This is a genomic window from uncultured Roseibium sp., from assembly GCF_947494555.1.
Classification (GTDB): Bacteria; Pseudomonadota; Alphaproteobacteria; order Rhizobiales; family Stappiaceae; genus Roseibium.
The window spans coordinates 1,183,091-1,205,597 of record NZ_CANLVF010000001.1 but is presented as its reverse complement, the minus strand read 5'-3'; the positions used below and the strand labels follow the sequence as shown (position 1 = coordinate 1,205,597).

Annotated in this window: 18 protein-coding genes; 13 read left to right on the top strand and 5 right to left on the bottom strand. The window is 55.3% G+C overall.

Annotated features, from left to right (window positions below):
- Positions 1-70: 70 nt before the first annotated feature.
- Positions 71-493, bottom strand: a complete 423-nt coding sequence (locus Q0915_RS05420) for a flagellar assembly protein FliX (RefSeq protein WP_299474360.1) — start codon at positions 491-493, stop codon at positions 71-73.
- A 320-nt stretch (positions 494-813) separates the two neighbouring features.
- Between Q0915_RS05420 and Q0915_RS05415 the strand changes: the two genes are divergently transcribed.
- From Q0915_RS05415 to flaF, 10 genes are all read left to right on the top strand, one after another.
- On the top strand, positions 814-1,959 hold the full coding sequence (locus Q0915_RS05415; RefSeq protein WP_299474357.1) for a flagellar basal body P-ring protein FlgI: 1,146 nt from the start codon (positions 814-816) through the stop codon (positions 1,957-1,959).
- Positions 1,959-2,270, top strand: coding sequence for a rod-binding protein (locus tag Q0915_RS05410; RefSeq protein WP_299474354.1), 312 nt, complete (start codon positions 1,959-1,961; stop codon positions 2,268-2,270). Before Q0915_RS05415 ends, Q0915_RS05410 begins: the two co-directional genes overlap by 1 nt.
- Positions 2,267-2,761 (top strand): flagellar protein FlgN, encoded by a 495-nt coding sequence (locus tag Q0915_RS05405; RefSeq protein ID WP_299474351.1) that lies wholly within the window; start codon positions 2,267-2,269, stop codon positions 2,759-2,761. Before Q0915_RS05410 ends, Q0915_RS05405 begins: the two co-directional genes overlap by 4 nt.
- Before the next feature lie 322 nt (positions 2,762-3,083).
- The gene (locus Q0915_RS05400; protein WP_299474348.1) at positions 3,084-3,476 is read left to right on the top strand and encodes a hypothetical protein; all 393 of its coding nucleotides are present in this window, start codon (positions 3,084-3,086) and stop codon (positions 3,474-3,476) included.
- A 591-nt stretch (positions 3,477-4,067) separates the two neighbouring features.
- Positions 4,068-5,564, top strand: a complete 1,497-nt coding sequence (locus Q0915_RS05395; RefSeq protein WP_299474345.1) for a flagellin — start codon at positions 4,068-4,070, stop codon at positions 5,562-5,564.
- Between the two features lie 427 nt (positions 5,565-5,991).
- A complete protein-coding gene (locus tag Q0915_RS05390) occupies positions 5,992-7,488 on the top strand; it encodes a flagellin (RefSeq protein ID WP_299474342.1) in 1,497 nt (498 codons plus the stop codon).
- Positions 7,489-7,765: 277 nt separating this feature from the next.
- Entirely contained in the window at positions 7,766-9,262 is a 1,497-nt protein-coding gene (locus Q0915_RS05385) for a flagellin (protein ID WP_299474339.1), read from the top strand.
- A 293-nt stretch (positions 9,263-9,555) separates the two neighbouring features.
- Complete coding sequence (locus Q0915_RS05380; protein ID WP_299474336.1) at positions 9,556-11,049, top strand: flagellin; 1,494 nt, start codon at positions 9,556-9,558, stop codon at positions 11,047-11,049.
- Between the two features lie 91 nt (positions 11,050-11,140).
- Positions 11,141-11,635, top strand: a complete 495-nt coding sequence (flbT, locus tag Q0915_RS05375) for a flagellar biosynthesis repressor FlbT (protein WP_299474333.1) — start codon at positions 11,141-11,143, stop codon at positions 11,633-11,635.
- Positions 11,517-11,897, top strand: coding sequence for a flagellar biosynthesis regulator FlaF (flaF, locus tag Q0915_RS05370; RefSeq protein WP_366525237.1), 381 nt, complete (start codon positions 11,517-11,519; stop codon positions 11,895-11,897). Before flbT ends, flaF begins: the two co-directional genes overlap by 119 nt.
- A gap of 94 nt (positions 11,898-11,991) precedes the next feature.
- Here the strand turns inward: flaF and Q0915_RS05365 are convergent, their stop codons facing one another.
- The 3 genes from Q0915_RS05365 to Q0915_RS05355 all read right to left on the bottom strand — a co-directional run bounded on the left by Q0915_RS05365 (position 11,992) and on the right by Q0915_RS05355 (position 16,848).
- On the bottom strand, positions 11,992-13,527 hold the full coding sequence (locus Q0915_RS05365; RefSeq protein ID WP_299474327.1) for a flagellar protein: 1,536 nt from the start codon (positions 13,525-13,527) through the stop codon (positions 11,992-11,994).
- Between the two features lie 8 nt (positions 13,528-13,535).
- Positions 13,536-15,389 carry a flagellar hook-associated protein FlgK gene (gene flgK, locus Q0915_RS05360; RefSeq protein ID WP_299474324.1) on the bottom strand — a complete coding sequence of 618 codons (1,854 nt, stop codon included), beginning with the start codon at positions 15,387-15,389 and terminating at the stop codon, positions 13,536-13,538.
- A 73-nt stretch (positions 15,390-15,462) separates the two neighbouring features.
- The gene (locus Q0915_RS05355; RefSeq protein WP_299474321.1) at positions 15,463-16,848 is read right to left on the bottom strand and encodes a flagellar hook-basal body complex protein; all 1,386 of its coding nucleotides are present in this window, start codon (positions 16,846-16,848) and stop codon (positions 15,463-15,465) included.
- A 313-nt stretch (positions 16,849-17,161) separates the two neighbouring features.
- Here Q0915_RS05355 and Q0915_RS05350 point away from each other — a divergent pair, with 313 nt between their 5' ends.
- The 3 genes from Q0915_RS05350 to Q0915_RS05340 all read left to right on the top strand — a co-directional run bounded on the left by Q0915_RS05350 (position 17,162) and on the right by Q0915_RS05340 (position 19,159).
- Complete coding sequence (locus Q0915_RS05350; RefSeq protein WP_299474318.1) at positions 17,162-18,007, top strand: MoxR family ATPase; 846 nt, start codon at positions 17,162-17,164, stop codon at positions 18,005-18,007.
- Positions 18,008-18,023: 16 nt separating this feature from the next.
- Positions 18,024-18,572 carry a hypothetical protein gene (locus Q0915_RS05345; protein WP_299474314.1) on the top strand — a complete coding sequence of 183 codons (549 nt, stop codon included), beginning with the start codon at positions 18,024-18,026 and terminating at the stop codon, positions 18,570-18,572.
- Between the two features lie 65 nt (positions 18,573-18,637).
- Positions 18,638-19,159 (top strand): histidine phosphatase family protein, encoded by a 522-nt coding sequence (locus Q0915_RS05340; RefSeq protein ID WP_299474311.1) that lies wholly within the window; start codon positions 18,638-18,640, stop codon positions 19,157-19,159.
- A 123-nt stretch (positions 19,160-19,282) separates the two neighbouring features.
- Here the strand turns inward: Q0915_RS05340 and Q0915_RS05335 are convergent, their stop codons facing one another.
- Positions 19,283-22,471: a calcium-binding protein gene (locus Q0915_RS05335; RefSeq protein WP_299474308.1), complete on the bottom strand. Its 3,189-nt coding sequence runs from the start codon at positions 22,469-22,471 to the stop codon at positions 19,283-19,285.
- Positions 22,472-22,507 lie beyond the last annotated feature (36 nt).

Sequence of the window (22,507 nt, the reverse complement as noted above, 5' to 3'; positions counted from 1 at the left end):
AAGTTATATCTTTCAATTTGTTGAGGTCCAATTGTACCATTTTACCGCAAATTAATCACGATTTTCGCCATCAGCTGTCCGTGAAACGTCCGAGCTTGGCGAGCTCAACTTTCACTCGCAACTCGATCTCCTCGAGAACCGAATCGATCCTTTCGTCTCCGCTGGTTTGACGGTTTGTAAGCTGGCTTGAAAGGACCTCCAGCCGGTCCTCTGATACGACACCTGCCAACAGGTCCGCCCGCACTGTTTCGAGCGTATCGAGCAATGCATGCCCATACCTCGCCGCCTTGGAACGGCGCTCTTCGCGCCCGTCGACTTCCTGCAGCGCCAGCAGAGCATCCATGCCCTGAATTGCAGTACCGCCGGCGACCTGGGTGGATTGCGTGACCTCGCCTCCCAGGTCCGGCGTAAACTGTTCGGTGCCGGAAGGGGCCTGCTTTTTCGCTCCCCTGCCCTGCACACCCGTGACGGGTTTGCTTCCTGTAATGCGCATGATCATGTTCCAGTCCGACAGATCTCGAGATCGGCCAGCGTTCTCCGGATCTTTCATAGAGCCTGTCAGAATCTGCCGGGAAGAGTACGTGAGTCCGTGCAAAGGAGGCAATATTTGCCTGCCGACAATAAGGATTGATTAACTCAATTTGACACTAAGGACCTGTTCTGGATCGAAAAGTGCCGGGAAATGCACAGTATTTCAGATGCTTAGTCTAAAGTAATCGACACTGTCCTGTGATGGCACGGCTTTCGCATAACGCAAAAGCAAAGTGTGTGAGCCGGCAATCTGGCCGAAGCAACAGAACTGGACCGGGCAATATGCGAGATTTGGGCAGGAATTTCATCGAACGGCTGGAACGCTTTCTCGGCGTTGTCGTGCTCGCATTAATCGGTACGAGCGTCGCTTTCACATCCGTTCAAGCAGCCTCCCGCATCAAGGATATCGCGGACTTTGAAGGCATCCGGGAAAACCAGCTTATCGGTTACGGTCTTGTTGTCGGCTTGAACGGCACCGGTGATTCACTCAACAACACGCCATTTACCCAGCAAAGCCTGCAAGCGATGCTGGAGCGTCTTGGTGTCAATACACGCAACATTGCGCTGAACACCAACACAGTCGCCGCCGTAATGGTCACCGCCAATCTTCCTCCCTTCGCAACACAGGGTACGCGGATCGACGTGAACGTCAGCGCACTGGGTGACGCGGATTCACTTCAGGGCGGTACATTGCTGGTCACACCGCTGGTCGGCGCGGATGGCGAAGTTTACTCCATTGCGCAAGGATCAGTGGCAATCGGTGGTTTCTCAGCGCAGGCCGATGCGGCTTCGGTTGTCCGAGGTGTGCCGACGGCCGGCCGGATTGCCAATGGCGGTCTTGTGGAGCGGGAACTGGAATTCAGGTTGGCCTCGCTGACATCGCTCCGTCTGGCTTTGAGAAACCCTGATCTGACAACAGCGCGGCGCGTTGCCCTTTCGATAAATGAACTGATCGGAATGCCGACCGCGGAACCGCTCGACCCTGGGACTGTGCGCCTCGATCTGCCGCAAAGCTACGACGGAAACATTGTCGACCTGCTGACCGATATTGAACAGCTGATCGTTGAACCCGATCTCGCTGCACGGATCGTCATCGACGAGAATTCGGGCATAATTGTCATGGGCCAGGACGTGAAAGTGTCCATGGTGGCTGTCGCCCAGGGAAATCTGACGGTGACAATCGCGGAATCGCCGCAGGTTTCACAGCCCCTTCCCTTCAGCGACAATGGTCAGACTGTTGTGGTCCCAAGATCAGAGGTTGGTGTGGATGAGGAAGGCACGAAACTGGCAATCGTTCCGGAGACCATAACGCTGAAGCAGCTTGTTGACGGGTTGAACGCTCTGGGCATCGGTCCCCGTGACATGATTTCGATACTTCAGGCGATCAAGGCGGCAGGCGCCCTGCAAGCAGAAATCGAGGTGCTGTGATGCTGCAGTCCGTTGCACCGCTCACCAGCCAGGCCGATCCTCTGAATGCGATCCGCGGCGTCGATACGACGAACAAGAGTTCCGTCCGTGAAGCAGCCGAAGAATTCGAGGCGGTGTTTCTCAACACCATGCTTCAGAACATGTTCACGGGGCTGAACGAGGGCGGGACATGGGGCGGCGGAACCGGCTCGGACGCCTGGCAGGACCTTTTGATCGACGAATATGCGCGTTCCATTTCCAAAGCAGGTGGGATCGGCCTTGCCGACAGCGTCGAACGTGAACTGATTGCATTGCAGGAGGGGGCTCTATGACCGCACAGCCAAACACCAACACGCTTCCATTTTCGCTGGACCGACCGACGAGCAAACAGGATGCCGATAACTTCTGTTCTGCGCTGTCTGGCACCATGGAAGCACTGCTTTCCGTAATCGAGATGGAAACCGATCTGGTAAGAGCCGGCAAACTGAAGGAAGCCGGAGAACTTCAGCCTGACAAGGCACGCCTCATACACGAGTACACAAGGGGCATGATGGCCGCGAAGGAACATGCGGTTGCGCTCGGCAATCTGTCCTCCTCTGCCACCCAGGCGCTGCGGCGCCAGCACGGAGAATTTCAACCGGTTCTCAGGATCAATCTGGCAGTTCTTTCCACGGCGCGCGATGTTGCGAATAACCTGGTCTCGACGGTTGCAAAGGCAGCGGGTGCCAAGAATGCTTCGGCGCCGACCACATATGGCCGTGATGGCGCGGCTCCCTCCGGTCCGCAGTCGGCGCGCGGCATCGCCGTAAACCAGGCGCTGTAGTCGACGTCGCTTCAGTCTGACAAGTCACACGAAAACGCCTGCGGACACACCTGTCCGCAGGCGTCATGCATTATTAAAGTGAGTCCGGCTTCTCGAACCTTTTCCAGTCCCCTGCCTTTTTTCCGGCGTATAGGGCCATTTTGTTCTGCATGGACGCCTTGCACCTTCGCGGCCGAACAGAGGCCCGAGAACGAATCAAAAACGAATCAAAGCAAAAATCGTACGCCAACAAAATTCTAATCATTTCGTTAACAGAAGATTCATTCCCTTGCGCTATCTAGGGAGTGTACGGGTGTTTGTATCGAGTACCCCGGAGGTAAAGATGTTGGATACGGGAGCAGCCCGGCCGCCATCGCCGACGTATACGGCGATCACGCCGGTCACGCGGGCACCGGAAAAGAACGAACCCGCAGCAAAATCTGAGTTGCCCGAAAGGGAGACCGTCAGACCTTCTGGCGAAACACAGAACAGTCGCAGAGCTGCGGACAATGAGCAGGCTCAACAATCTGCCCAGCGGAATTCGCCGCAGATTGAACGCCGCAACGTGGTGGATCCGAAAAGCAACAATCTCGTCTACGTCGCGACGAACACCGACACGGGACAGGTTGTTCGGCAGATTCCCAGCGAAACGCTGCTTCGGCTTCGCGCCTATTCCGATACTGTCGAAAGTCAGAAAGCGGAAGAATCGTCGAAACCTGTTCAGCTCGTTGTCTGACCGGCACCTATGGCTTGATCGCATCCGGTAGTTACCGGCTCGCATTTCCCATAAAGACACTCCCCACGAGTGATTGCCTCGCCGTCCGTGCAAGACGCGGATCGGATCGCAATCGCCTGCCGCACATTTTTTGCCCACCCATTCCGCCCGGGATGGTGTCTTGAATAAATGCTATTTCAGATCATAAACACCCAAGCTGCCCCTCCCCGGAACCTCATCAGTTTCATAAAGCGCTCTCGGCGTTAATTTCAAAACCTGGATCACGTGCGCCAACTGCTTGAGCTGCCGGAAACAAACCTCCTGTGTTTCTCAGAACTCACCAAAGCTTGAGGTTTTGCGGTTCGGTGCTCTGCCGCGCCGGCAAGAGACACTCCGCGGACAAAAGACCGGCCTTGGTCACTTGGCAGGCAATCATTGCTCAAACGTCTAAACGTCCACTTTGGATTACCTAATAACTTCAATTATTTACAATTCATTAGGGTTAAAAACCGCTAACCAACTTTCTTCAGGTTTTGTTACATCAGTCGGCTGCTTGATGTCAGCTGGACCCAGGAAGGGTCTGTACATCACGTTCCTAGAAAGGATCACAAAATGGCTGACATCACACTGTCCAGCGCAGTGCGCGCTAACCTGAACTCTCTCCAGTCCACAGCTGATCTCCTGTCCGATGTCCAGAACAAACTGGCCACTGGTAAGAAGGTCAATTCTGCACTGGACAATCCCAGCAACTTCTTTACCGCTTCCGGCCTGAACTCAAGGGCGAGCGACCTTGGTACACTGCTTGACGATATGGGCCAGTCGGTCCAGACGCTGAAGGCAGCTGACGAAGGTATTGCCTCGATCACGACGCTGGCCGAATCGGCAAAGGCGATTGCTAACCAGGCTCTGCAGACGCAAAGCCAGTATGAGCGGAAGGAATTTGCCGCTCAGTACAACGAACTGCTCACGCAGATCGAGGACATCGCCAAGGATTCTTCCTATAAAGGCAAGAACCTCCTCGCCGGTGACGGCAACGACCTGACGACGATCTTCAATGAGGACTCCACGTCCAAACTGAACATTTCCGCTGTCGATTACACCGACGCCGGCCTGTCCACGGGTCTGAACCTGTCGGACCTGGCAGAAGGTGAAGGTTCGTCCACGTCGCTGCAGCTTCAGGGCGGCAAGACAACCATCAACCTGACCGATGGCACGTCTACGCTCAAAACCAACTCCGTCCTGTCTGACTCCAACGCGATCTCAACGACGACGACCCTTTCGTTTGTCAACGACACGGCAACGGCACCCGCTGCCCTTTCCGGTGCCAGCGACATCACGGCAGGTGCGACCGTCCAGGATCTCGTCGACGGCCTGAACGCCATTGCCGGTGTTCGCGCCGAGTTCGACAACAATACGGGCGATCTGACCGTCTATTCCGATGAGGACTTCCACATCACCGACGGTTCGGTCACGGCAACGCTTGGCTCCTTCGCATTTGATGCAAGTGCCTTGACAGCAACAACCCAGTTGCTGTCGGAAACCGGCTCCTTTGCAGTTGGCGATACGCTGACCCTGACGGACGGCAACGGCTACGAACTCGGCTCGCTCGAGATCGAAGACGACACCACGGTTGGAGATCTGGAATCCTTCGCTGACGATTTCCAGGGCGTTTCGGCAGACTTCGACACCACCTCCGGCAAACTGTCACTTACATCGGAAACCGACCTGTCACTGACCAGCGACAACGCTGACTTTGCCGCGGCCAACTTCGTTGCAGATACGGACGGGATTAACATCTCGGCTGTTTCCGACAGCGGATTTGCAACCGACAGCGACATCAACCGGGTCGTCGACAAGCTGAACACTGCGCTGAGTTCTCTCAGGACCCAGGCCTCCTCGTTCGGTACCAACCTGTCGATCGTGGAAAACCGTCAGGACTTCACCAAGAACCTCATCGACACGCTCGAGGAAGGTGCAGGCAAACTGACCCTTGCAGACACCAACGAGGAAGGTGCGAACCTTCTGGCGCTGCAGACCCGTCAGAGCCTGGCCTCCACGTCCCTGTCCTTCGCGGCTCAGGCAGACCAGAACGTTCTGCGGCTCTTCTAAGACCGCCGCAACTGACGACGAAACGAAAAGGCGGGCCCGGGCCCGCCTTTTTTTGTCTGCGTCCCATTTTTTCAAAACGAACCGGATTGGATTTAACAAAATTGAGTTCTCGAAATTTTCAGTCACACCTTAAACAACACCACAAGTAAAAATTGAATCTTTGAAAAACCCAATCCAAGATACCTTCAAAAAATGAACGTGGCTGAGTATACAGGCAGAAGAATAACAATAGTAAGAATTCAAAAAAACTAATATAGTTAATAGACGAACGATATGACTACCAACCGTTAAACAGTTTGATTCATTTCGAGTTAGGGTTAAAGGCGGATAACCCTATTTATTTAATCAATATTACGAACATCAGACGCTTTCTAGACACGCGTTCCCAGGAGGGTTCCGTATCTCGTGTTCCTAGAAAGGATCAAAAATGGCTGACATCACACTGTCCAGCGCGGTTCGCAAGAACCTTAATTCTCTCCAGTCCACAGCTGATCTCCTGTCCGATGTCCAGAACAAACTGGCCACTGGTAAGAAGGTCAATTCTGCACTGGACAATCCCAGCAACTTCTTTACCGCTTCCGGCCTGAACTCAAGGGCGAATGACCTTGGTACACTGCTTGATGACATGGGCCAGTCGGTCCAGACGCTGAAGGCAGCTGACGAAGGTATTGCCTCGATCACGACGCTGGCCGAATCGGCAAAGGCGATTGCTAACCAGGCTCTGCAGACGCAAAGCCAGTATGAGCGGAAGGAATTTGCCGCTCAGTACAACGAACTGCTCACGCAGATCGAGGACATCGCCAAGGATGCTTCCTATAAAGGCAAGAACCTCCTCGCCGGTGACGGCAACGACCTGACAACGATCTTCAATGAGGACTCCACGTCCAAACTGAACATTTCCGCTGTCGATTACACCGATAGCGGCCTGTCCACGGGTCTGAACCTGTCGGACCTGGCAGAAGGTGAAGGGTCTTCCACATCGCTGCAGCTTCAGGGCGGCAAGACAACCATCAACCTGACCGATGGCACGTCTACGCTCAAAACCAACTCCGTCCTGTCTGACTCCAACGCGATCTCAACGACGACGACCCTTTCGTTTGTCAACGACACGGCAACGGCACCCGCCGCCCTTTCCGGTGCCAGCGACATCACGGCAGGTGCGACCGTCCAGGATCTCGTCGACGGCCTGAACGCCATTGCCGGTGTTCGCGCCGAGTTCGACAACAATACGGGCGATCTGACCGTCTATTCCGATGAGGACTTCCACATCACCGACGGTTCGGTCACGGCAACGCTTGGCTCCTTCGCATTTGATGCAAGTGCCTTGACAGCAACAACCCAGTTGCTGTCGGACACCGGCTCCTTTGCAGTTGGCGATACGCTGACCCTGACGGACGGCAACGGCTACGAACTCGGCTCGCTCGAGATCGAAGACGACACCACGGTTGCAGATCTGGAATCCTTCGCCGACGATTTCCAGGGCGTTTCGGCCGACTTCGATACGTCTTCCGGCAAGCTGAGCATCACGTCGGATACCGACCTGTCACTGACCAGTGACAACGCTGACTTTGCCGCGTCCAACTTCGTTGCAGATACGGACGGGATTAACATCTCGGCTGTTTCCGACAGCGGATTTGCGACCGACAGCGACATCAACCGGGTGGTCGACAAGCTGAACACGGCTCTGAGCTCACTCAGAACCCAGGCCTCCTCGTTCGGTACCAACCTGTCGATCGTGGAAAACCGTCAGGACTTCACCAAGTCCCTAATCGACACGCTCGAGGAAGGTGCAGGCAAACTGACCCTTGCAGACACCAACGAGGAAGGTGCGAACCTTCTGGCGCTGCAGACCCGTCAGAGCCTGGCCTCCACGTCCCTGTCCTTCGCGGCTCAGGCAGACCAGAACGTCCTGCGGCTCTTCTAAGACCGCCGCAACTGACTACGAAACGAAAAGGCGGGCCCAGGCCCGCCTTTTCTGATTCCCGGGACGGTTGACGCGAAGCTCGCTCCCTCCCCTGACGGCCTAAATGGCAATTTCCCGGATTCCCGCCGATTTTCCCTGCAGTCTCAACGCGTTAACGCCTCATTAACCGTATAATGCCATCCAATTAACCAATGATTAGGGTTAACAGGAGATGATCCTAATCAACCTGCTCAGGAAGAGCAGCAGTACAGTTTGACCCAGGAAAGGGATATCTAAGATGAAGGACATCACCCTGTCAGCTGCCGTGCGGCAGAACCTTCTTACACTTCAATCCACCGCAGACCTGATGTCCGGCGTCCAGAACAAACTGGCGACTGGCCTCAAGGTCAATTCGGCTCTCGACAATCCAAACTCGTTCTTCACCGCATCGGGCTTGAACTCCCGCGCTGGTGATCTGAGCAACCTGCTCGACGACATGGGTCAGTCCTTGCAGACGATCAAGGCAGCCGACAAAGGTATTCAGACCATCACGGACCTGGTCGAGACCGCAAAGGCGAAAGCCAACCAGGCATTGCAGACGCAAAGCCAGTATGAGCGCAAAACCTTCGCCGCCCAATACAACGACCTACTCGAACAGATTGAAGACGTTGCGAAAGACAGCTCCTATAAGGGGAAAAACCTGCTCGGCGGCATCGGCAACGACCTGACAACGATCTTCAATGAAGATGCGACGTCAAAACTGACGATTGAATCCGTTGATTACACCGACACCGCCCTTTCTACCGGATTGAACCTGTCCGATCTTGCTGAAGGGCAAGGCAACACAACGACGCTGCAGCTTCAGGGCGGCAAGACAACCATCAACCTGACCGATGGTACGTCTACCCTGAAATCCAGCTCGGTGCTGTCTGACTCAAACGCGATCTCAACGACAACGACCCTTTCGTTTGTCAACGACACGGCAACGGCACCCGCTGCCCTTTCCGGTGCCAGCGACATCACGGCAGGTGCGACCGTCCAGGATCTCGTCGACGGCCTGAATGCCATTGCCGGTGTTCGCGCCGAGTTCGACAACAACACGGGCGATCTGACCGTCTATTCCGATGAGGACTTCCACATCACCGGCGGTTCGGTCACGGCAACGCTTGGCTCGTTTGCCTTCGGCGCGACCGCGTTCTCAACGACGTCTCAGCTACTTACCGAATCCGGTTCGTTTGCTGTCGGTGACACGCTGACCTTGACTGACGGCAATGATTTCGAACTCGGTTCTTATGAAATCGACGATGAAACAACGGTCGCTGACCTTGAAAACTTCATCAGTGATTTCAACGGCGTGTCAGCTGATTTTGACACCGGATCAGGTCTGCTGACGATCGAATCCGACACGGATCTGACGTTGACCAGTGACAATACCGACTTTACCAGCTCGAATTTCGTAGCGGATACTGACGGGATTACCCTGGATGCGCTCTCGGACTCCGGTTTTGCGACCGATAGCGACATCAACAGAGTTGTCGACCGTTTGAACACGGCACTCTCGAACCTTCGCTCACAGGCTTCCGAATTCGGTACAAACCTCTCGATTGTTGAAATTCGTCAAGATTACACAAAGACGATGATCAATACTCTTCAGGAAGGTGCAGGTCTTTTGACACTGGCCGATACCAACGAAGAAGGTGCGAACCTGCTGGCACTTCAGACCAGGCAGCAGCTGGCTTCAACCTCACTGTCCTTCGCATCGCAGGCGGACCAGACAGTGCTATCCCTCTTCTAAGTATAGAAGAATCAGTCGTACGCACGACTCACGCATCGACAATCAGAAACGGCGGGCCAAAAGCCCGCCGTTTTCATTTCCGACACTGAATACAGTCCAAAGCTCCAAGATTTCTGTCATATTTTTCAATTGGTTAAAAGAAAGCTTTTGGTAACTTTTATTTATATCGCGTTAATCAGTGCATGACCGATTAACTTTCCATTCAGAATTACGTCAATTGTGCGCGCTCAACTTCAGCAGCCTCTGAGAAGCACTTTCGGCGGACACTGAACTTAGGAAAGCGGTGAAGTCTGATGTCTGATATTGTTCTATCAAGCGCGGTTCGGGACAATCTTCTGTCACTCAAGCAAACGGCAGATCTTCAATCGATTACCCAGACACGTCTTGCCACAGGCCTCAAGGTCAACACGGCGCTCGACAACCCGAATTCTTTCTTTACGGCGCAGTCTCTGAACGACAGGGCAAGTGACCTTGCGAACCTGCTGGACAACATGGGTCAGGCGGTTCAGACCATCAAGGCGGCCGATAAGGGCATCACCTCGATCACGAAACTTGTCGAATCCGCCAAGGCGATCGCCAACCAGGCACTCCAGACATCCAGCGAGTTCGAACGCAAGCAATTTGCCAGTCAGTACAATGACATTCTCGAGCAGATCGAGGATATGGCACGAGATTCCAGCTACAAGGGCAAGAACCTGCTCGCAGGTGCCGGCAATGAGCTGGAAGTTATCTTCAACGAGGACAGCACGTCCAATTTGACGGTTAACCCCGTTGATTTTACCGACACCTCGCTTGATGACGGCCTTAACCTCGACGACCTGGACACCGGTGGAACAGGGACGGCATCGTTCAACCTCTACGGCGGGACGGGATCCCTCTCGCTGACCGGCCTGCAGGCGTCCTCCAATTTGACGGATCTTGCCGATTGGTCGAATGGCGATCAGGTAACGATCACCGACAGTTCCGGCACGACCACACTTACGGTGGGAACCGATATCACGACCGTTCAGGATTATGTCGACGCTCTCAATGACCTGAGCGGTCTACACACGGATTTCGATGAAGCGACCGACTCTATCTCGCTCACGACCGGTAACGCGAACCCGATCTATATTTCCAAAGACAATGCCGGTGGCGGTACGGCCACCGACGGTGGTGCAACTGGCGGAACAACCTCCTCCCTGACAGTCTCTTCACTAAGTTCAACCGCGACTCTGATTTCATCAGGGGGCTTCCAGGCCGGAGACACCATCACGATCACCGATGGGAACGGTTTTGAGCCCGCCTCTATCGAAATCGATTCCGAAACAACTGTCAGTGATCTGGTTTCCTTCATCAACAATGTCAAAGGGCTCGACGCTACGTTCTCGGGCGGCAGCATCAGTCTGATTGGCGAGGTTTCCTTTGACATCACGAGCAACAACTCGGACTTTAACAGAGCAACTCTGGGCAGTGCCAGCGGAACTGTTGGGCTGACGGCGGCGGCATCGGAGTTTAAGTCAGATACTGATATTGATCGAACGCTTCAGGCGATCAATGCTGCCCTCGATGAATTGCGAACGGCAGCCCGGTCGATGGGTACGTCGCTGTCAACCGTCGAAATCAGAACGGACTTCACGCAGAACCTGATCAATACTCTTGAGGTAGGTGCAGGCGAGCTCACGATTGCCGACATGAATGAAGAAGGTGCCAACATGCTTGCACTTCAAACGCGCCAGCAGTTGTCATCGACAGCACTTTCCCTTGCAAACCAGGCAGATCAGAGCGTCTTGAGCCTGTTCGGTTAACACCCGGGATGAAAAGCATTAAGGTATCGGAGGCCGTCGTTAACCAATTCGTTAACGTTTGGAAGCGATACTCAAGCGTGGAGGGCACGGAATGGCGCTCAAGGTCGAGCTAAAACCGGGCGAGAGGATTATAATTGGCGACAGTGTCATCACGAATGACAATCAGCGGACCCGCCTCTTTATCGAAGGCCAGGCTCCCATTCTGCGAGAAAAAGACATTCTCACGCCTGCGACAGCGGATACACCGGCAAAACGCGTCTATCTGGCCGTTCAGCTCATGTACCTGTCTACGGATATCGAGAGAATTCAGGAGAACTACTTCACTCTCGTCAACGATATAGTGAAAGCTGCGCCGAGTACGATCCCCTATGTTACCAGGATCAGTAACTCCATCCTAACCGGCGCCTTCTATAAAGCACTGAAAGAAGCACGCAAGCTTATTGAGTATGAAGGGACGCTGATCGGTCATGTACAAGCAGGCAGCGCAAGCTTACCAGAAAACGAGTCAGGTGGCGATGTCACCGAGAGAGCTGGAAGCGAATCTGCTGATGAAAGCCGCAGCCCGGCTGCAGCTGATCAAGGATGAATGGGGTGATTCAACGCTTGCTGAAAAAGACGATGCACTAGTCTACAATCGCAAGCTTTGGAGCATTCTGGTAACGTCAGCGACAAGCGAAGAAAGCCAGCTCCCGCAGGACATCAAAAACAACATTGCCTCGTTGGCAGTATTTGTTTTCAAGCAAACAATTACCGTCATCACGACGGATGATCCTGAAAAGCTCAATTCACTGATCAACATCAATCGCGCGATCGCTGAAGGTTTGCGGGACCGTGCGGAAGCCGAATAGGCCCTGCACGTCTCAAAATGAAAAAGGCCGGTGCTGATCGCAACCGGCTTTTTTGTTGATCAATGGCCCCCAGCGGTGTGACGGCGATCAGGCACTAGAGATAGTCGGACAGGCTCAGATTGAAGATGATTGAAGAGGCGCGATAGGAAACCTCGATATTGTTCTGTAGTTGTAGAATTTCCGCCGCCACTTGATTTTGATCGATGGCCTCGATGTCGGCAATCGTCCCCTCAAACGTACTTTTCATCTGAACGTGACGTTCCCCCGTGAGGGAAACGGTTCTGTGTGTGATGGCTATGTCCGTGGCAATGTCGACAATTCCAGACTGGTCAACACCAACCGGCTGCAGGATGCTGCGCAGATTTGCCGAAAGCTCGTTGTAGTATTCTTCATCGGTGGATGTGCCACCGGAAAAGTCTGCCGCAACAAAGGTCGCCAGGGCTTGAACAAGCTCCTTGAGCGGGGTTTCGTTTGCCCGGACGCCGTATTGCGCCGTCAGATCGGAGTCGATCACAGCATTTTTGTCGGCACGCGCGTCCGTTGTGGAAGTGTTCCTTCCCTCATACCACTCGAGTGTGGTTGATGCACCGGAGGTTTGGGTTGTTGCCGTCGAATAGGGGGGACCACTCACACGAAGCGGGACCTCGCCGGAAAATGTCGTAAAAAACTCGTCGCCGGCCCATTCATCGGAAACAGCACGCAGTGTGGTTTGCGCCTCATTCTCGATTTCCGCAGTGAGCGCGGTCAAAAGGTTCTGTGCCGTTTCCTCCAGATCTGCGCCAATCGCGAACGTTCCCTCTGCTTCGTTGGTGGATGCAGCGGTCAGCTCAATCGACACTGTCTCCGTATGGGTCGGCGGCATAGTCAGGTCGAGCTTGATGGTTTCACCAAGGTTCGGCTGCCCTGTAAATTGAACGTCGAAGCTGTCCGGATCTGCCGCCAGAGGACCTGTGATAGCTGCATTGGTGAGCGTGGACGTCACAGCGGAAATGTCGAACCCGAAATCGTGCGCCCCGTCTTCCGCAATCGTGAAGGTCGAATCCGTCGGCACAGCGCCTGCATAGTTGGTCGTCAACGCGGAGATGGTCAGCCTGCCGTTGTTGGCTGCACCGAGATTGGCTTCCGAATACTCACTGATGTAGCTGCGCAATCCATCAGCGCCTGTGGTGCCGTCAAGGATTGCGTCCAGTGCGGCAACCGGGTCGGAAATTGCATCCGTTCCGCCGAATATGTAGTAGCCGGCGATTTCCGTGTTCAGAATATTCAGCGTTTCCGTCAGCAACAGTTCGGCGCGCGATTGTGTCTGGGTCTGCCCATCGTTCTGAAGGATAAAGTCATTGGTGTCCATCGCGGACTTGGAATCCTGGCGTATGGATTCAAGTCGCTCCAGTGAAAGAGAGAGTGTTTCCAGATGCAGGTTCGAGATGGTGATCGTTTCCTGATAACTCTCAATCAGGCTGACCTTCTGGGTCAACTGGATATCAAGCAACCGGCTGTCCCCGATCTCTCCATAGGTCGTGCCGACTTTTCCAGTGGCAAGCTGTGTTGTCTTGTCGGACAACTGGTTGTTGAGCGCGCTAAGCTGCTGGGTGAGATAAGACCGGGACGTTGTGATCGTCGAAAAAGTCATTGCGCACCTTAAACGATGTTCAGGAGCTCATCGAAAAGCTCTTTGATGGTCTGCATTACACGGGCATTGGCGGCATAGGCATTCTCGAGCTGCACCATGAAGGCAAGCTCTGTGTCCAGATCCACTGAGAAGCTTTCTTCGTATCGGATCGCGAGATTGGTCGTCAGGGTTTCCTTTGCCGTGGCATAGGTCTTGGCATCTTCCGCCTGGTTCCCCTGAAACGCGATCGTGTGATTGATATAGTCGATCACTGTGCCTTCGAACGGCGAGGACGTGCTGCCAATCCCGGCGCCAGGGTCGAAATAGACCGCGCCCGAATTCAACGCATTGTGCAGAAATTCAGGGCGCGCCGGATCGTTCGAAGTGTTCGCTGTCGGCGTCGTCTGGTAGTCGACCAGAAGAGAGCTGTCGGCCAAAAGGGCTGGGTTCACACTGATCCCGCTTGCATAACCGACCCGCTGTCCGCCGGATTCCAGGGCGTCCGTGAATGTTTCCGTCCCTGCCCGCTGATCGACGAAGATTGCCAGACCGAGACCCTGGTCAGAATTCGCAGTGACGGTAACATTTCCTGTGAGGCTCTCAACGCTTGTCGGTCCGGTTACGTCTCCCAGAACGCGAAGTTCATCCGACCCGTTGTTGCTCACCTGCAGCCCTGTGCCGGCCAGGGCTGCGGTGATGTTCGTGATATAAGTGGCCGGCAATCCACTTGAAATATCAATTCCAAAAACCGTGTCATTCGCGTCTGCAGTGGCTGTATTGTCCAACGGCAGAAGACTGGGATCTGAGACTGCGACCAGTGTGACGGATTGCGCGGCTCCGACGTTGTCAGTGTATTCAAGTGTGATCGTATTCCCCGCCTGCAGTGCGGAGACATCAAGATCAAATCCGTTGTCAAGACCCACTGTCACGGCGCTGCTTTCAACGTTCACGTTTGAAAACGCGAGCGATATCTCGGCCGCTATCGTATCAAGCTGCTTCTGTGCTTCGATCAGAATTTCATCCCTGAGCTCAGCCGTTGCAATCATTGCGCCCGAATTGGATGCGGCGATAACGTCAAAGGTCGAACCTCCGGGCGTTGTCGCGGTCACGGTCTGCCCGGAGACACCGGGCTGCAGCAGGTGGGTCGTCGTGAAACTGAGTGTCGACGCCTGACCGTCCGAGTATAATTGTTGCCCGTCCGCGGTCTGGATGAACAGCGTGTTGTTTGTTCCGTCTGAAACTTCAATGTCGAGATAACCTGAGAGCTGCTCGACAAGGCGGTCTCGCTCGTCTTCCATGTCCGCCGTTGAAATGTTGGACTGTGTCGCGTCCCTGATGGCGTTGTCGATGTCCTCGATGCTTGTCAGCAGGTTGTTGACTGTCTGCGTCTGGAGCGCCAGAGAATCGTCGGCTTCCTGTCTGAGATCGGTGATACGCCCATAAGCGCTGTTGAGCTCGCGCGCAAAGGCTTCCGATGCCGCAATGACTTCCTGTTGGGCGGTATAGTTGCCCGGATCGTTCATCAACGTCGACAAAGCGGAAGAAAGGTTGCCGACAAGGTTGGACAGCCCGCTGTTGTCGCCAATGGTACCGAAGATACTGTCCAGACGATCGGTGTAGTTTGAAATCTGCCTGGCGTAATTCGTATCTGCGAGCGAATTGAAATAGTCCGCCTGGATCTGTTCGTCGATGACCCTGGTAAGTTCCGTCGCCGTTAGGCCGGCAACGTTTCCCTGGCCGTCAAAATATGCGGTCGCCGCAATTGTCTTTTTGGAATAGCCGACCGTGTCGGCGTTGGCGATGTTGTTCGCCGTAACGTCGAGTTGACGCTGGTTGTAGGTAATTCCAAAGACCGCAGTGTTCAGGGCACTTGAAAGACCCATGGCCGGTCCTCCTTTGACGGACGCTAATGCACCAGGCTTGCCGACGGATCATGACCCGTCGGCAAGGGTGTCATTACCGGACCATGTTGAGGGCATCGTCGAGCATTTCATCCGCGGAGGTAACGATCCGCGAATTGGCCGAATAGGCCTGCTGCGTAATGATCAGCTTGGAAAACTCATCGGCAATGTCTGCATTGGAGAGTTCCAGGTTGTTGGCCAGTATCTGACCTCCTCCGGTCAAGTCCGCCTCGCCCGACGACGTGGTCGCGGCGAACGCCGCACCATCAACACGCTTCAGGTTCTGCTCCGCCTCAAAGGTCGCGAGCGGAATTTCAAAAACGGCACGCTGCTGGCTGTTTGAATAGCTGGCGATCACACGGCCGGATTCATCAACCGCAACGCCTGTCAATTCCCCGGCAGGATACCCGTCCTGGTCCAGAGCAACCGAGCTTGCAGTTCCGTCAGGGTCGGAATACTGGGTCAATGAGTTGTTGGAGAAAGAAACACCGACACCCGCTGCTGTGGTTCCGTTGATCGTCAGCGACGCAATATCAAATCCATCGGTCGTGGCATTGACGGTACCGATCGCGCCGGCTGTCATGCTGGTCAATGCACCGGTTGTGTCGAACTCAACGTCGCCAACATCGTAGTAGGCGGTCGTCGCGTCGCCTCCAGAGCTAAGGTACATGGTCCAGGTATCATTGACCACGGGCGGGCCGACATCGGCGTTCGCCGTCTTGGCATAACGCACCTCGACGTTCATCGCCGTACCGTTTTGGTTATAAATCGTCACTGAGCCGCCGGAGATGGAACTGTTCAGAAAGTCCGTCTCGTTTGCTACAGCCACGTTGCCAGTACCGACCGCCGCTGCCAGGAGTGCTGTCGACGCCGTTGATCCGTCGTAATCATTTGTGCTGGGGATACGCGGCAGGTTTGCCTGATAATCGACAGTCGTTGTCGCCGAAGCCGCAAGCGGCTGGTTTTCAATCCGAATAACCGTCGGATCATCGCCAACCGCGTTGCCGGTGACCGCATCCAGCGCAAAGCCCTGCAGGTAGTAGCCGGCACTGTTGACGAGATATCCGTCCTGATCGCGCTCAAAGTCGCCCGCACGGGTATAGAAGGTTTCGTCGGCGAAGGTCGTCGATCCGTCAACCACATCGGCCGCCTGGGTCACGACAAAATACCCTTCGCCGTTGATTGCCATATAGGTGTCAACATCGACCTGGGTGATATCACCCTGGATGGTGTTGGTAGCTCGCGATGTCGCGTAGGTGGTTCCGGAAACCTGTGATCCCTGGGTCGCCCCACCACCGGACACTAGGTCGGAAAATGTCGTGTCGAGACGCTTGAATCCGGTTGTCTGCGAATTGGCAACGTTACCGGAGATATTCTCCAAGGCAATCGCCTGTGCAGTCAGCCCCGAAACAGCCGAGTTGATAGCCCCATAAATACCCATGTGTCGTCCTCTTGATAATTGGGCATTGCGCGTACGGGCTTCTGCCCATAATCGGCAAGACACCCGCAAAGGATGTGCCAATTTACTAGAAGACGAACAAAGTTGTTATTTTTCAGTAGCTTAAATCTAAATTCGGAATCAATTCTTGAGGGCATCAAATCAGCAAATTCTGTCGCGACAGGCAAAATCTACCTGTCAGCTGGGCAAGAGTGTCCCCTTGGGGCGAAGAAGAAGGCCTAGCGCATTTTGCGGGCTTGCGTCCTGTCGCAGGGCCTGCCAGTTTTCGGCCAGTGAATGAAGAATGGACGGCCAAATGCGTTTTGAAGGTACTGACGACTATATTGCAACGGAAGATCTGCGTGTCGCGGTCAATGCCGCAGTTGCACTTGAACGCCCGCTGCTCGTGAAGGGTGAGCCGGGAACCGGGAAAACTGTCCTGGCGCAGCAGGTAGCGGCAGCGTTGGATGCAAACCTGATCGAGTGGCATGTGAAGTCCACCACCAAAGCGCAGCAGGGTCTTTACGAATACGACGCGGTATCCAGGCTGCGCGATAGTCAGCTTGGTGATGAGCGGGTCAAGGACATCAACAACTACATCCGCAAGGGCAAGCTCTGGGAGGCCTTCGAAGCTTCAGATAAACCCGTTCTGCTGATCGACGAGATCGACAAGGCGGATATTGAGTTTCCGAACGATCTCCTGCTCGAGCTCGACCGTATGGAGTTTCATGTCTATGAAACCGGCGAAACGGTAAAGGCAAAACAGCGTCCGGTCTTAATCATCACGTCGAACAACGAAAAAGATCTGCCAGACGCATTTCTGCGCCGCTGCTTTTTCCACTTCATCAAGTTTCCCGACGCGGACACAATGACCGAAATCGTCGAAGTCCATTTCCCCGGCATAAAGAAGCGGCTTTTGTCAGAAGCACTTCGGCTCTTTTTCGACGTGAGGGACGTTCCAGGCTTGAAAAAGAAACCTTCGACGTCGGAGCTGATCGACTGGATCAAGCTGCTGCTGAATGAAGACATCGATCCGGAAACGCTTCGTCAACAAGATGGAAGCAAACTGATACCACCGTTGCACGGGGCACTTTTGAAAAACGAGCAGGACGTGCATCTGTTTGAACGCCTTGCCTTCATGTCCCGGCGTGAGCGTACATGACAGCCAGGAGCGCATATTGACGAAGTGGACTACCGGATTGCGAAGTTGGGCGCACGTGATCATACCGGCCGCGTGTTTACTTGCCGCCCTGCCCGCTTCGGCGCAAGTCCCGCCGGAAAAAGAAGCCGGCTGGCAAAGCGACGTCGAGGGACTGCGTCACTTCACTGGCCTTAGATGCCCTGATGTCATCGGGCCGTTCTACAGGATCAAGGTCATGGAGGGCGACGCCTCCAGCCTGGCCGGCTGCATTTATACCGGCCGTGACGGAATGACCGCGGTTGTCCGCCAGCACGTTCAGGCAACCGGACGCAGGGAAGCCCTCAAGTTCGCAAGGAGCTACAAGGCCGCCGGGTTTGAGCCCGTCAATCTAAGCGGTGCTGCTGCTTCGGGCGTGTCGTTTCGAACGCGCAACTGGACACCGACAAGCTTGTGCGAGACGCTCTGGCACTTTTCCGGAGAAAAGGCGGACTTCACCTTGTGGCTTTCTTATGCGCTGCCAACGCAGCAAGACGACATCGGCCCAGCATTCGCGCTGTTTCAACAGTCGCTGGCACAGCAAAACTGAAAATGACAATTGCGTAGAAGCACTCCGGTCATTTATTGAGACGGTGTAGAAACCGGAACCTCGACATGCGGCTACTTTTGCTTAGACATGCCAAATCGGACTGGGGCGACCAGGAACTCGCCGATATTGACAGGCCCCTCAATTCGCGCGGCAAGAGCGCTGCCGTCACCATGGCACGTTACCTTCGCGAGCAGAAACTCCTGCCGAACGTCATTTTGTGCTCGACCGCGCTGCGCACACGGGAAACGCTCGCACGTCTGATGCCCCATCTACCGCAGGAAGCCCATATCGAACTGATGACGGATCTCTATTGGCAGAGCGAAGACAGCTACGCCACACTTATCAGCAAACACGGCGGCAGAGCTCAGAATGTCATGGTGATAGGGCACAATCCCGCGACAGAAGATACGGCTCTCGATCTTGTCGGAACCAGCGCACCTGAAGCACTGAGCGACCTCCAGGAAAAATATCCGACAGCCGCCCTCGCCGTCATTGATTTCGATTTCACGGATTGGTCGGAACTTGCACCGGGAACCGGTCATTTGGAGCGCTTTATCAAGCCGCGCGACCTGCAGAGCGAAAAATAAGTCTGGCATACCTGCCACGCAATACTACTCAAAACACGAGGGCAGCCATTCGGCCGCCCTCTTGCTATCCGGATCCTGAGCTATTTTCCGAAGCCCCGGTCTTTAGGCGGCGCCTTCGCTCGATCAGATGAAATCCGTTTCGGGGGTTGCCAGACCGGTCGCATCATTTCCGTGACCGAGGGCAACAGCAAGATCAGCACTGACGGCATCTCCTTCTGACGATCCAAAGGCCCCGAGCGTTTCGGCGGCACCCGCAAGCAAGTCGAGGATGCTTGCGGACGCCAGCCCGTCCGGTCCTGCGGAAACGTCTTCGACGGCGAAGCTGAAATCATCCATGGCGTTCGGCTCATCGTAGATTGCCTTCAGATCGAACATGAAACTGTCGGCACCCTGAACGACCTTTAGCCATTCGACCGCCGTGGTCTCGTTGTCCATGCCATGCACAGTCGCGACGGTCTTCTCGTCGAGCTGAATCTGCAGCTTGTCGTCAGCCTTGACGAAGTGGAAGGCATCCTCATCCATTGCCTGAAGCGAGAAGCTGCGCAACTCGATGACGTCATTGCCATCCGGCGTTTGGGAGATGTCGTCCAGAACGGGAAGGTCAACGCCGAAGCTTTCCAGGAACGATTTCACACCGTCGGTTGCGCGTTCGGCGATGGTCGCCTCGCCATCGGCCCAGATCGTGTAAATGTCATCTCCGGCCTCACCTGACAGGAAACCTTCGCCGGACAGAACATCGGCTCCGATACCACCCATAACGACATTCGCCTTGACCTCATAAGCCCCCAGTCCCATGGAAACGTCGAAATCCGGGCTGAACGAACTGACCGCATCAATCAACTCGCCGATCGGCTGCGTAATCCCCTCAATCGCGTTGATGGTTGCCGTCAGCGCAGACCGGAAGTCCTGAACCCAGGGAACGTCAGTAAGCGCATCGTGGATCACGATCTTGGTGAAATCCATGACATCCATGATGACGTCGGAACCGGACCCGCCGGCAAAGAAATTGCCGAAGCTGAAGGACAGGACGCCCACATCTTCGTTGTTTTCGATCTGGTTCTTCATATCAAGCGCACTGGCCATTTCACCCAGACCGTTTGCGGTGAGGACAAGGTCGTCGCCGGCACCACCCATGACAAGCGAGTTGGCATCGGCAAGGCTGAGCGCAACGTCGTTGTCGGCACCGCCGTGGACGATAGCGCCTGGCCCCTCTGCGATCATCAGGTCGGCACCTTCGCCGCCAAGCTGCGCGGTCACGACGAGTTCGGAGGGCAATGCGCCTTTGACAATTCCGGTCTTGCCGTCACTGTTCCCGTCGCCATTGAGCGAGACGGTTGCGGCACCGTCCTCTCCCTTGGAAAAGCCAAGCATTACATCGGTGCCTGCGCCGCCATACTGGAAGGACGCGGCTGCCTTGTACTGAGGCGCGACAACCTTGGCCGCCGCGACCATGACATCCGAGCCGTCACCGCCGAATTGCGCAACGCCCTGGCCGCCGCCGACCAGAATGTCGTTACCTGCGTCGGCATATTGAACGACACCGATGCCGCCGCCGACCATGACGTCGTTGCCCTGACCCATGATCTGGGTGGTCATGCCACCGGCACCGAAGGCGTAGTCCTTGCCGGACCCACCGAACTGGAGGTTGTTGGTGCCGCCACCGATGAGAACGTTGGTGCCGGCGCCGTCCGTTTCGAAATACTCGTCGAAGTTTTCGATCACTTCAGCGAACTTGCCGTCGTCGAAGCCAAGGTCGGACGGAATGGCGCTCCACAGGTGGTCGCCGAACTGGACGTTGTTGGCGCCGCCCGCCACCAGAAGATCGTCATCGGATCCACCGATCTGGATGTTCGCGCCGCCAACAGCAAAGAGCTTGTCCTTGCCTTCTCCGCCGTGCTGCAGATTGATGCCTGCAACGCCGACAAGTATGTCTTCGCCGTCGCCGCCGAACTGGCCGACATTCACGCCCAGCCCGTACAGCTGGTCGTTGCCGGCATCGCCGAACTGCAGGTTGCCGTTGCCGGCCGCCGCCAGAAGATCTTCACCTTCACCGCCGAACTGGATATTGGCGACACCGAGCGCCTTCATCTTGTCGTCGCCGGTTCCGCCGAACATCGTGTTGACGCCGCCGAGTGCGAGCATTTCATCGTCGCCCGCATCGCCGTGCACGACGTTGACGCCACCGATCGCTTCGATCTTGTCGTCGCCGTCGTTGCCGTTCAGGACATTTACACCGCCGGCGGCCTTGATCACATCATTGCCGTCACCACCAAAAGCGGTCGTGACACCGGCCTTGGCTTCAATGTAGTCGTCTCCGTTTTCGCCGTGAATGACATTGTTGACGCCATATCCATAGATGGCATCGTTGTCGTCTCCGCCGCGCATGACATTGGAAGCGCCGTGACCTTCCATGCGGTCGGCTCCGTCATTGCCATACATGACATTGGACGCACCGTACCCGGTCATGTCGTCGTCACCGGTTCCGCCATGCATGACGTTGGACGCACCACGGCCTTCCATCGTGTCATTGCCGCTGTCGCCATACATCACGTTGGAGAGCCCATGACCTTCCATGTGGTCGTTGCCGGTCCCACCGCGCATGACATTGGATGCGCCGTAGCCGTACAATTTGTCATTGCCGCTGTCGCCGTTCATGACGTTGGACGCGCCATACCCCTTAAGGGTGTCATGGTCGTCTCCGCCATACATGACGTTCGAGGCGCCCCGGCCCTCCAGTGTGTCGTTGCCGTCTTCGCCGCGCATGACGTTCGATGCGCCGTACCCCTTGAGGGTGTCGTGACCGGTGCCGCCATACATGGTGTTGGACGCGCCGTAGCCATATAGACTGTCGTTGCCGGAACCGCCCTTCATTTTGTTGGTGACGCCATAGCCGTAGAGCTTATCGTTGTAGCTGCCGCCATCCATGTCGTTGTAGGCGCCGTAACCTTTCAGCGTGTCGTAACCGCTGTCACCTCGCATGACGTTCTTTGCGCCGTAGCCATAAATCGTGTCATTGCCGGTGCCACCGCGCATCTCGTTATAGGCGCCGTAGCCGTAGAGTTTGTCGTGACCGCTGTCACCCCAGAGGTAGTTTTTGGCGCCGTATGCCTTGACGGTGTCATTTCCCGATCCGCCGCGCAGATAGTTGAGCGGCGCCCAGCCACCAACGAAATCGTTGCCCGACCCGCCACGCAGATCGTTCTTGATCGCGGAATAACCGTACAGCTTGTCGTTGCCGGAACCCGCGTCCTTGGTGCCATAAAGGCCATAAAGCTTGTAGGTCTGATGAATACTTTTGGATGAAGAGCCCATAATGAAAGTTCCTTATAAATCGAGAAAAAACAGGTT

Excerpts from the sequence above, each read along its gene's own strand:
- Q0915_RS05420 (WP_299474360.1), bottom strand. The coding sequence starts at position 493 with ATGCGCATTACAGGAAGCAAACCCGTCACGGGTGTGCAGGGCAGGGGA.
- Q0915_RS05415 (WP_299474357.1), top strand. The coding sequence starts at position 814 with ATGCGAGATTTGGGCAGGAATTTCATCGAACGGCTGGAACGCTTTCTC.
- Q0915_RS05410 (WP_299474354.1), top strand. The coding sequence starts at position 1,959 with ATGCTGCAGTCCGTTGCACCGCTCACCAGCCAGGCCGATCCTCTGAAT.
- Q0915_RS05405 (WP_299474351.1), top strand. The coding sequence starts at position 2,267 with ATGACCGCACAGCCAAACACCAACACGCTTCCATTTTCGCTGGACCGA.
- Q0915_RS05400 (WP_299474348.1), top strand. The coding sequence starts at position 3,084 with ATGTTGGATACGGGAGCAGCCCGGCCGCCATCGCCGACGTATACGGCG.
- Q0915_RS05395 (WP_299474345.1), top strand. The coding sequence starts at position 4,068 with ATGGCTGACATCACACTGTCCAGCGCAGTGCGCGCTAACCTGAACTCT.
- Q0915_RS05390 (WP_299474342.1), top strand. The coding sequence starts at position 5,992 with ATGGCTGACATCACACTGTCCAGCGCGGTTCGCAAGAACCTTAATTCT.
- Q0915_RS05385 (WP_299474339.1), top strand. The coding sequence starts at position 7,766 with ATGAAGGACATCACCCTGTCAGCTGCCGTGCGGCAGAACCTTCTTACA.
- Q0915_RS05380 (WP_299474336.1), top strand. The coding sequence starts at position 9,556 with ATGTCTGATATTGTTCTATCAAGCGCGGTTCGGGACAATCTTCTGTCA.
- flbT (WP_299474333.1), top strand. The coding sequence starts at position 11,141 with ATGGCGCTCAAGGTCGAGCTAAAACCGGGCGAGAGGATTATAATTGGC.
- flaF (WP_366525237.1), top strand. The coding sequence starts at position 11,517 with ATGTACAAGCAGGCAGCGCAAGCTTACCAGAAAACGAGTCAGGTGGCG.
- Q0915_RS05365 (WP_299474327.1), bottom strand. The coding sequence starts at position 13,527 with ATGACTTTTTCGACGATCACAACGTCCCGGTCTTATCTCACCCAGCAG.
- flgK (WP_299474324.1), bottom strand. The coding sequence starts at position 15,389 with ATGGGTCTTTCAAGTGCCCTGAACACTGCGGTCTTTGGAATTACCTAC.
- Q0915_RS05355 (WP_299474321.1), bottom strand. The coding sequence starts at position 16,848 with ATGGGTATTTATGGGGCTATCAACTCGGCTGTTTCGGGGCTGACTGCA.
- Q0915_RS05350 (WP_299474318.1), top strand. The coding sequence starts at position 17,162 with ATGCGTTTTGAAGGTACTGACGACTATATTGCAACGGAAGATCTGCGT.
- Q0915_RS05340 (WP_299474311.1), top strand. The coding sequence starts at position 18,638 with ATGCGGCTACTTTTGCTTAGACATGCCAAATCGGACTGGGGCGACCAG.
- Q0915_RS05335 (WP_299474308.1), bottom strand. The coding sequence starts at position 22,471 with ATGGGCTCTTCATCCAAAAGTATTCATCAGACCTACAAGCTTTATGGC.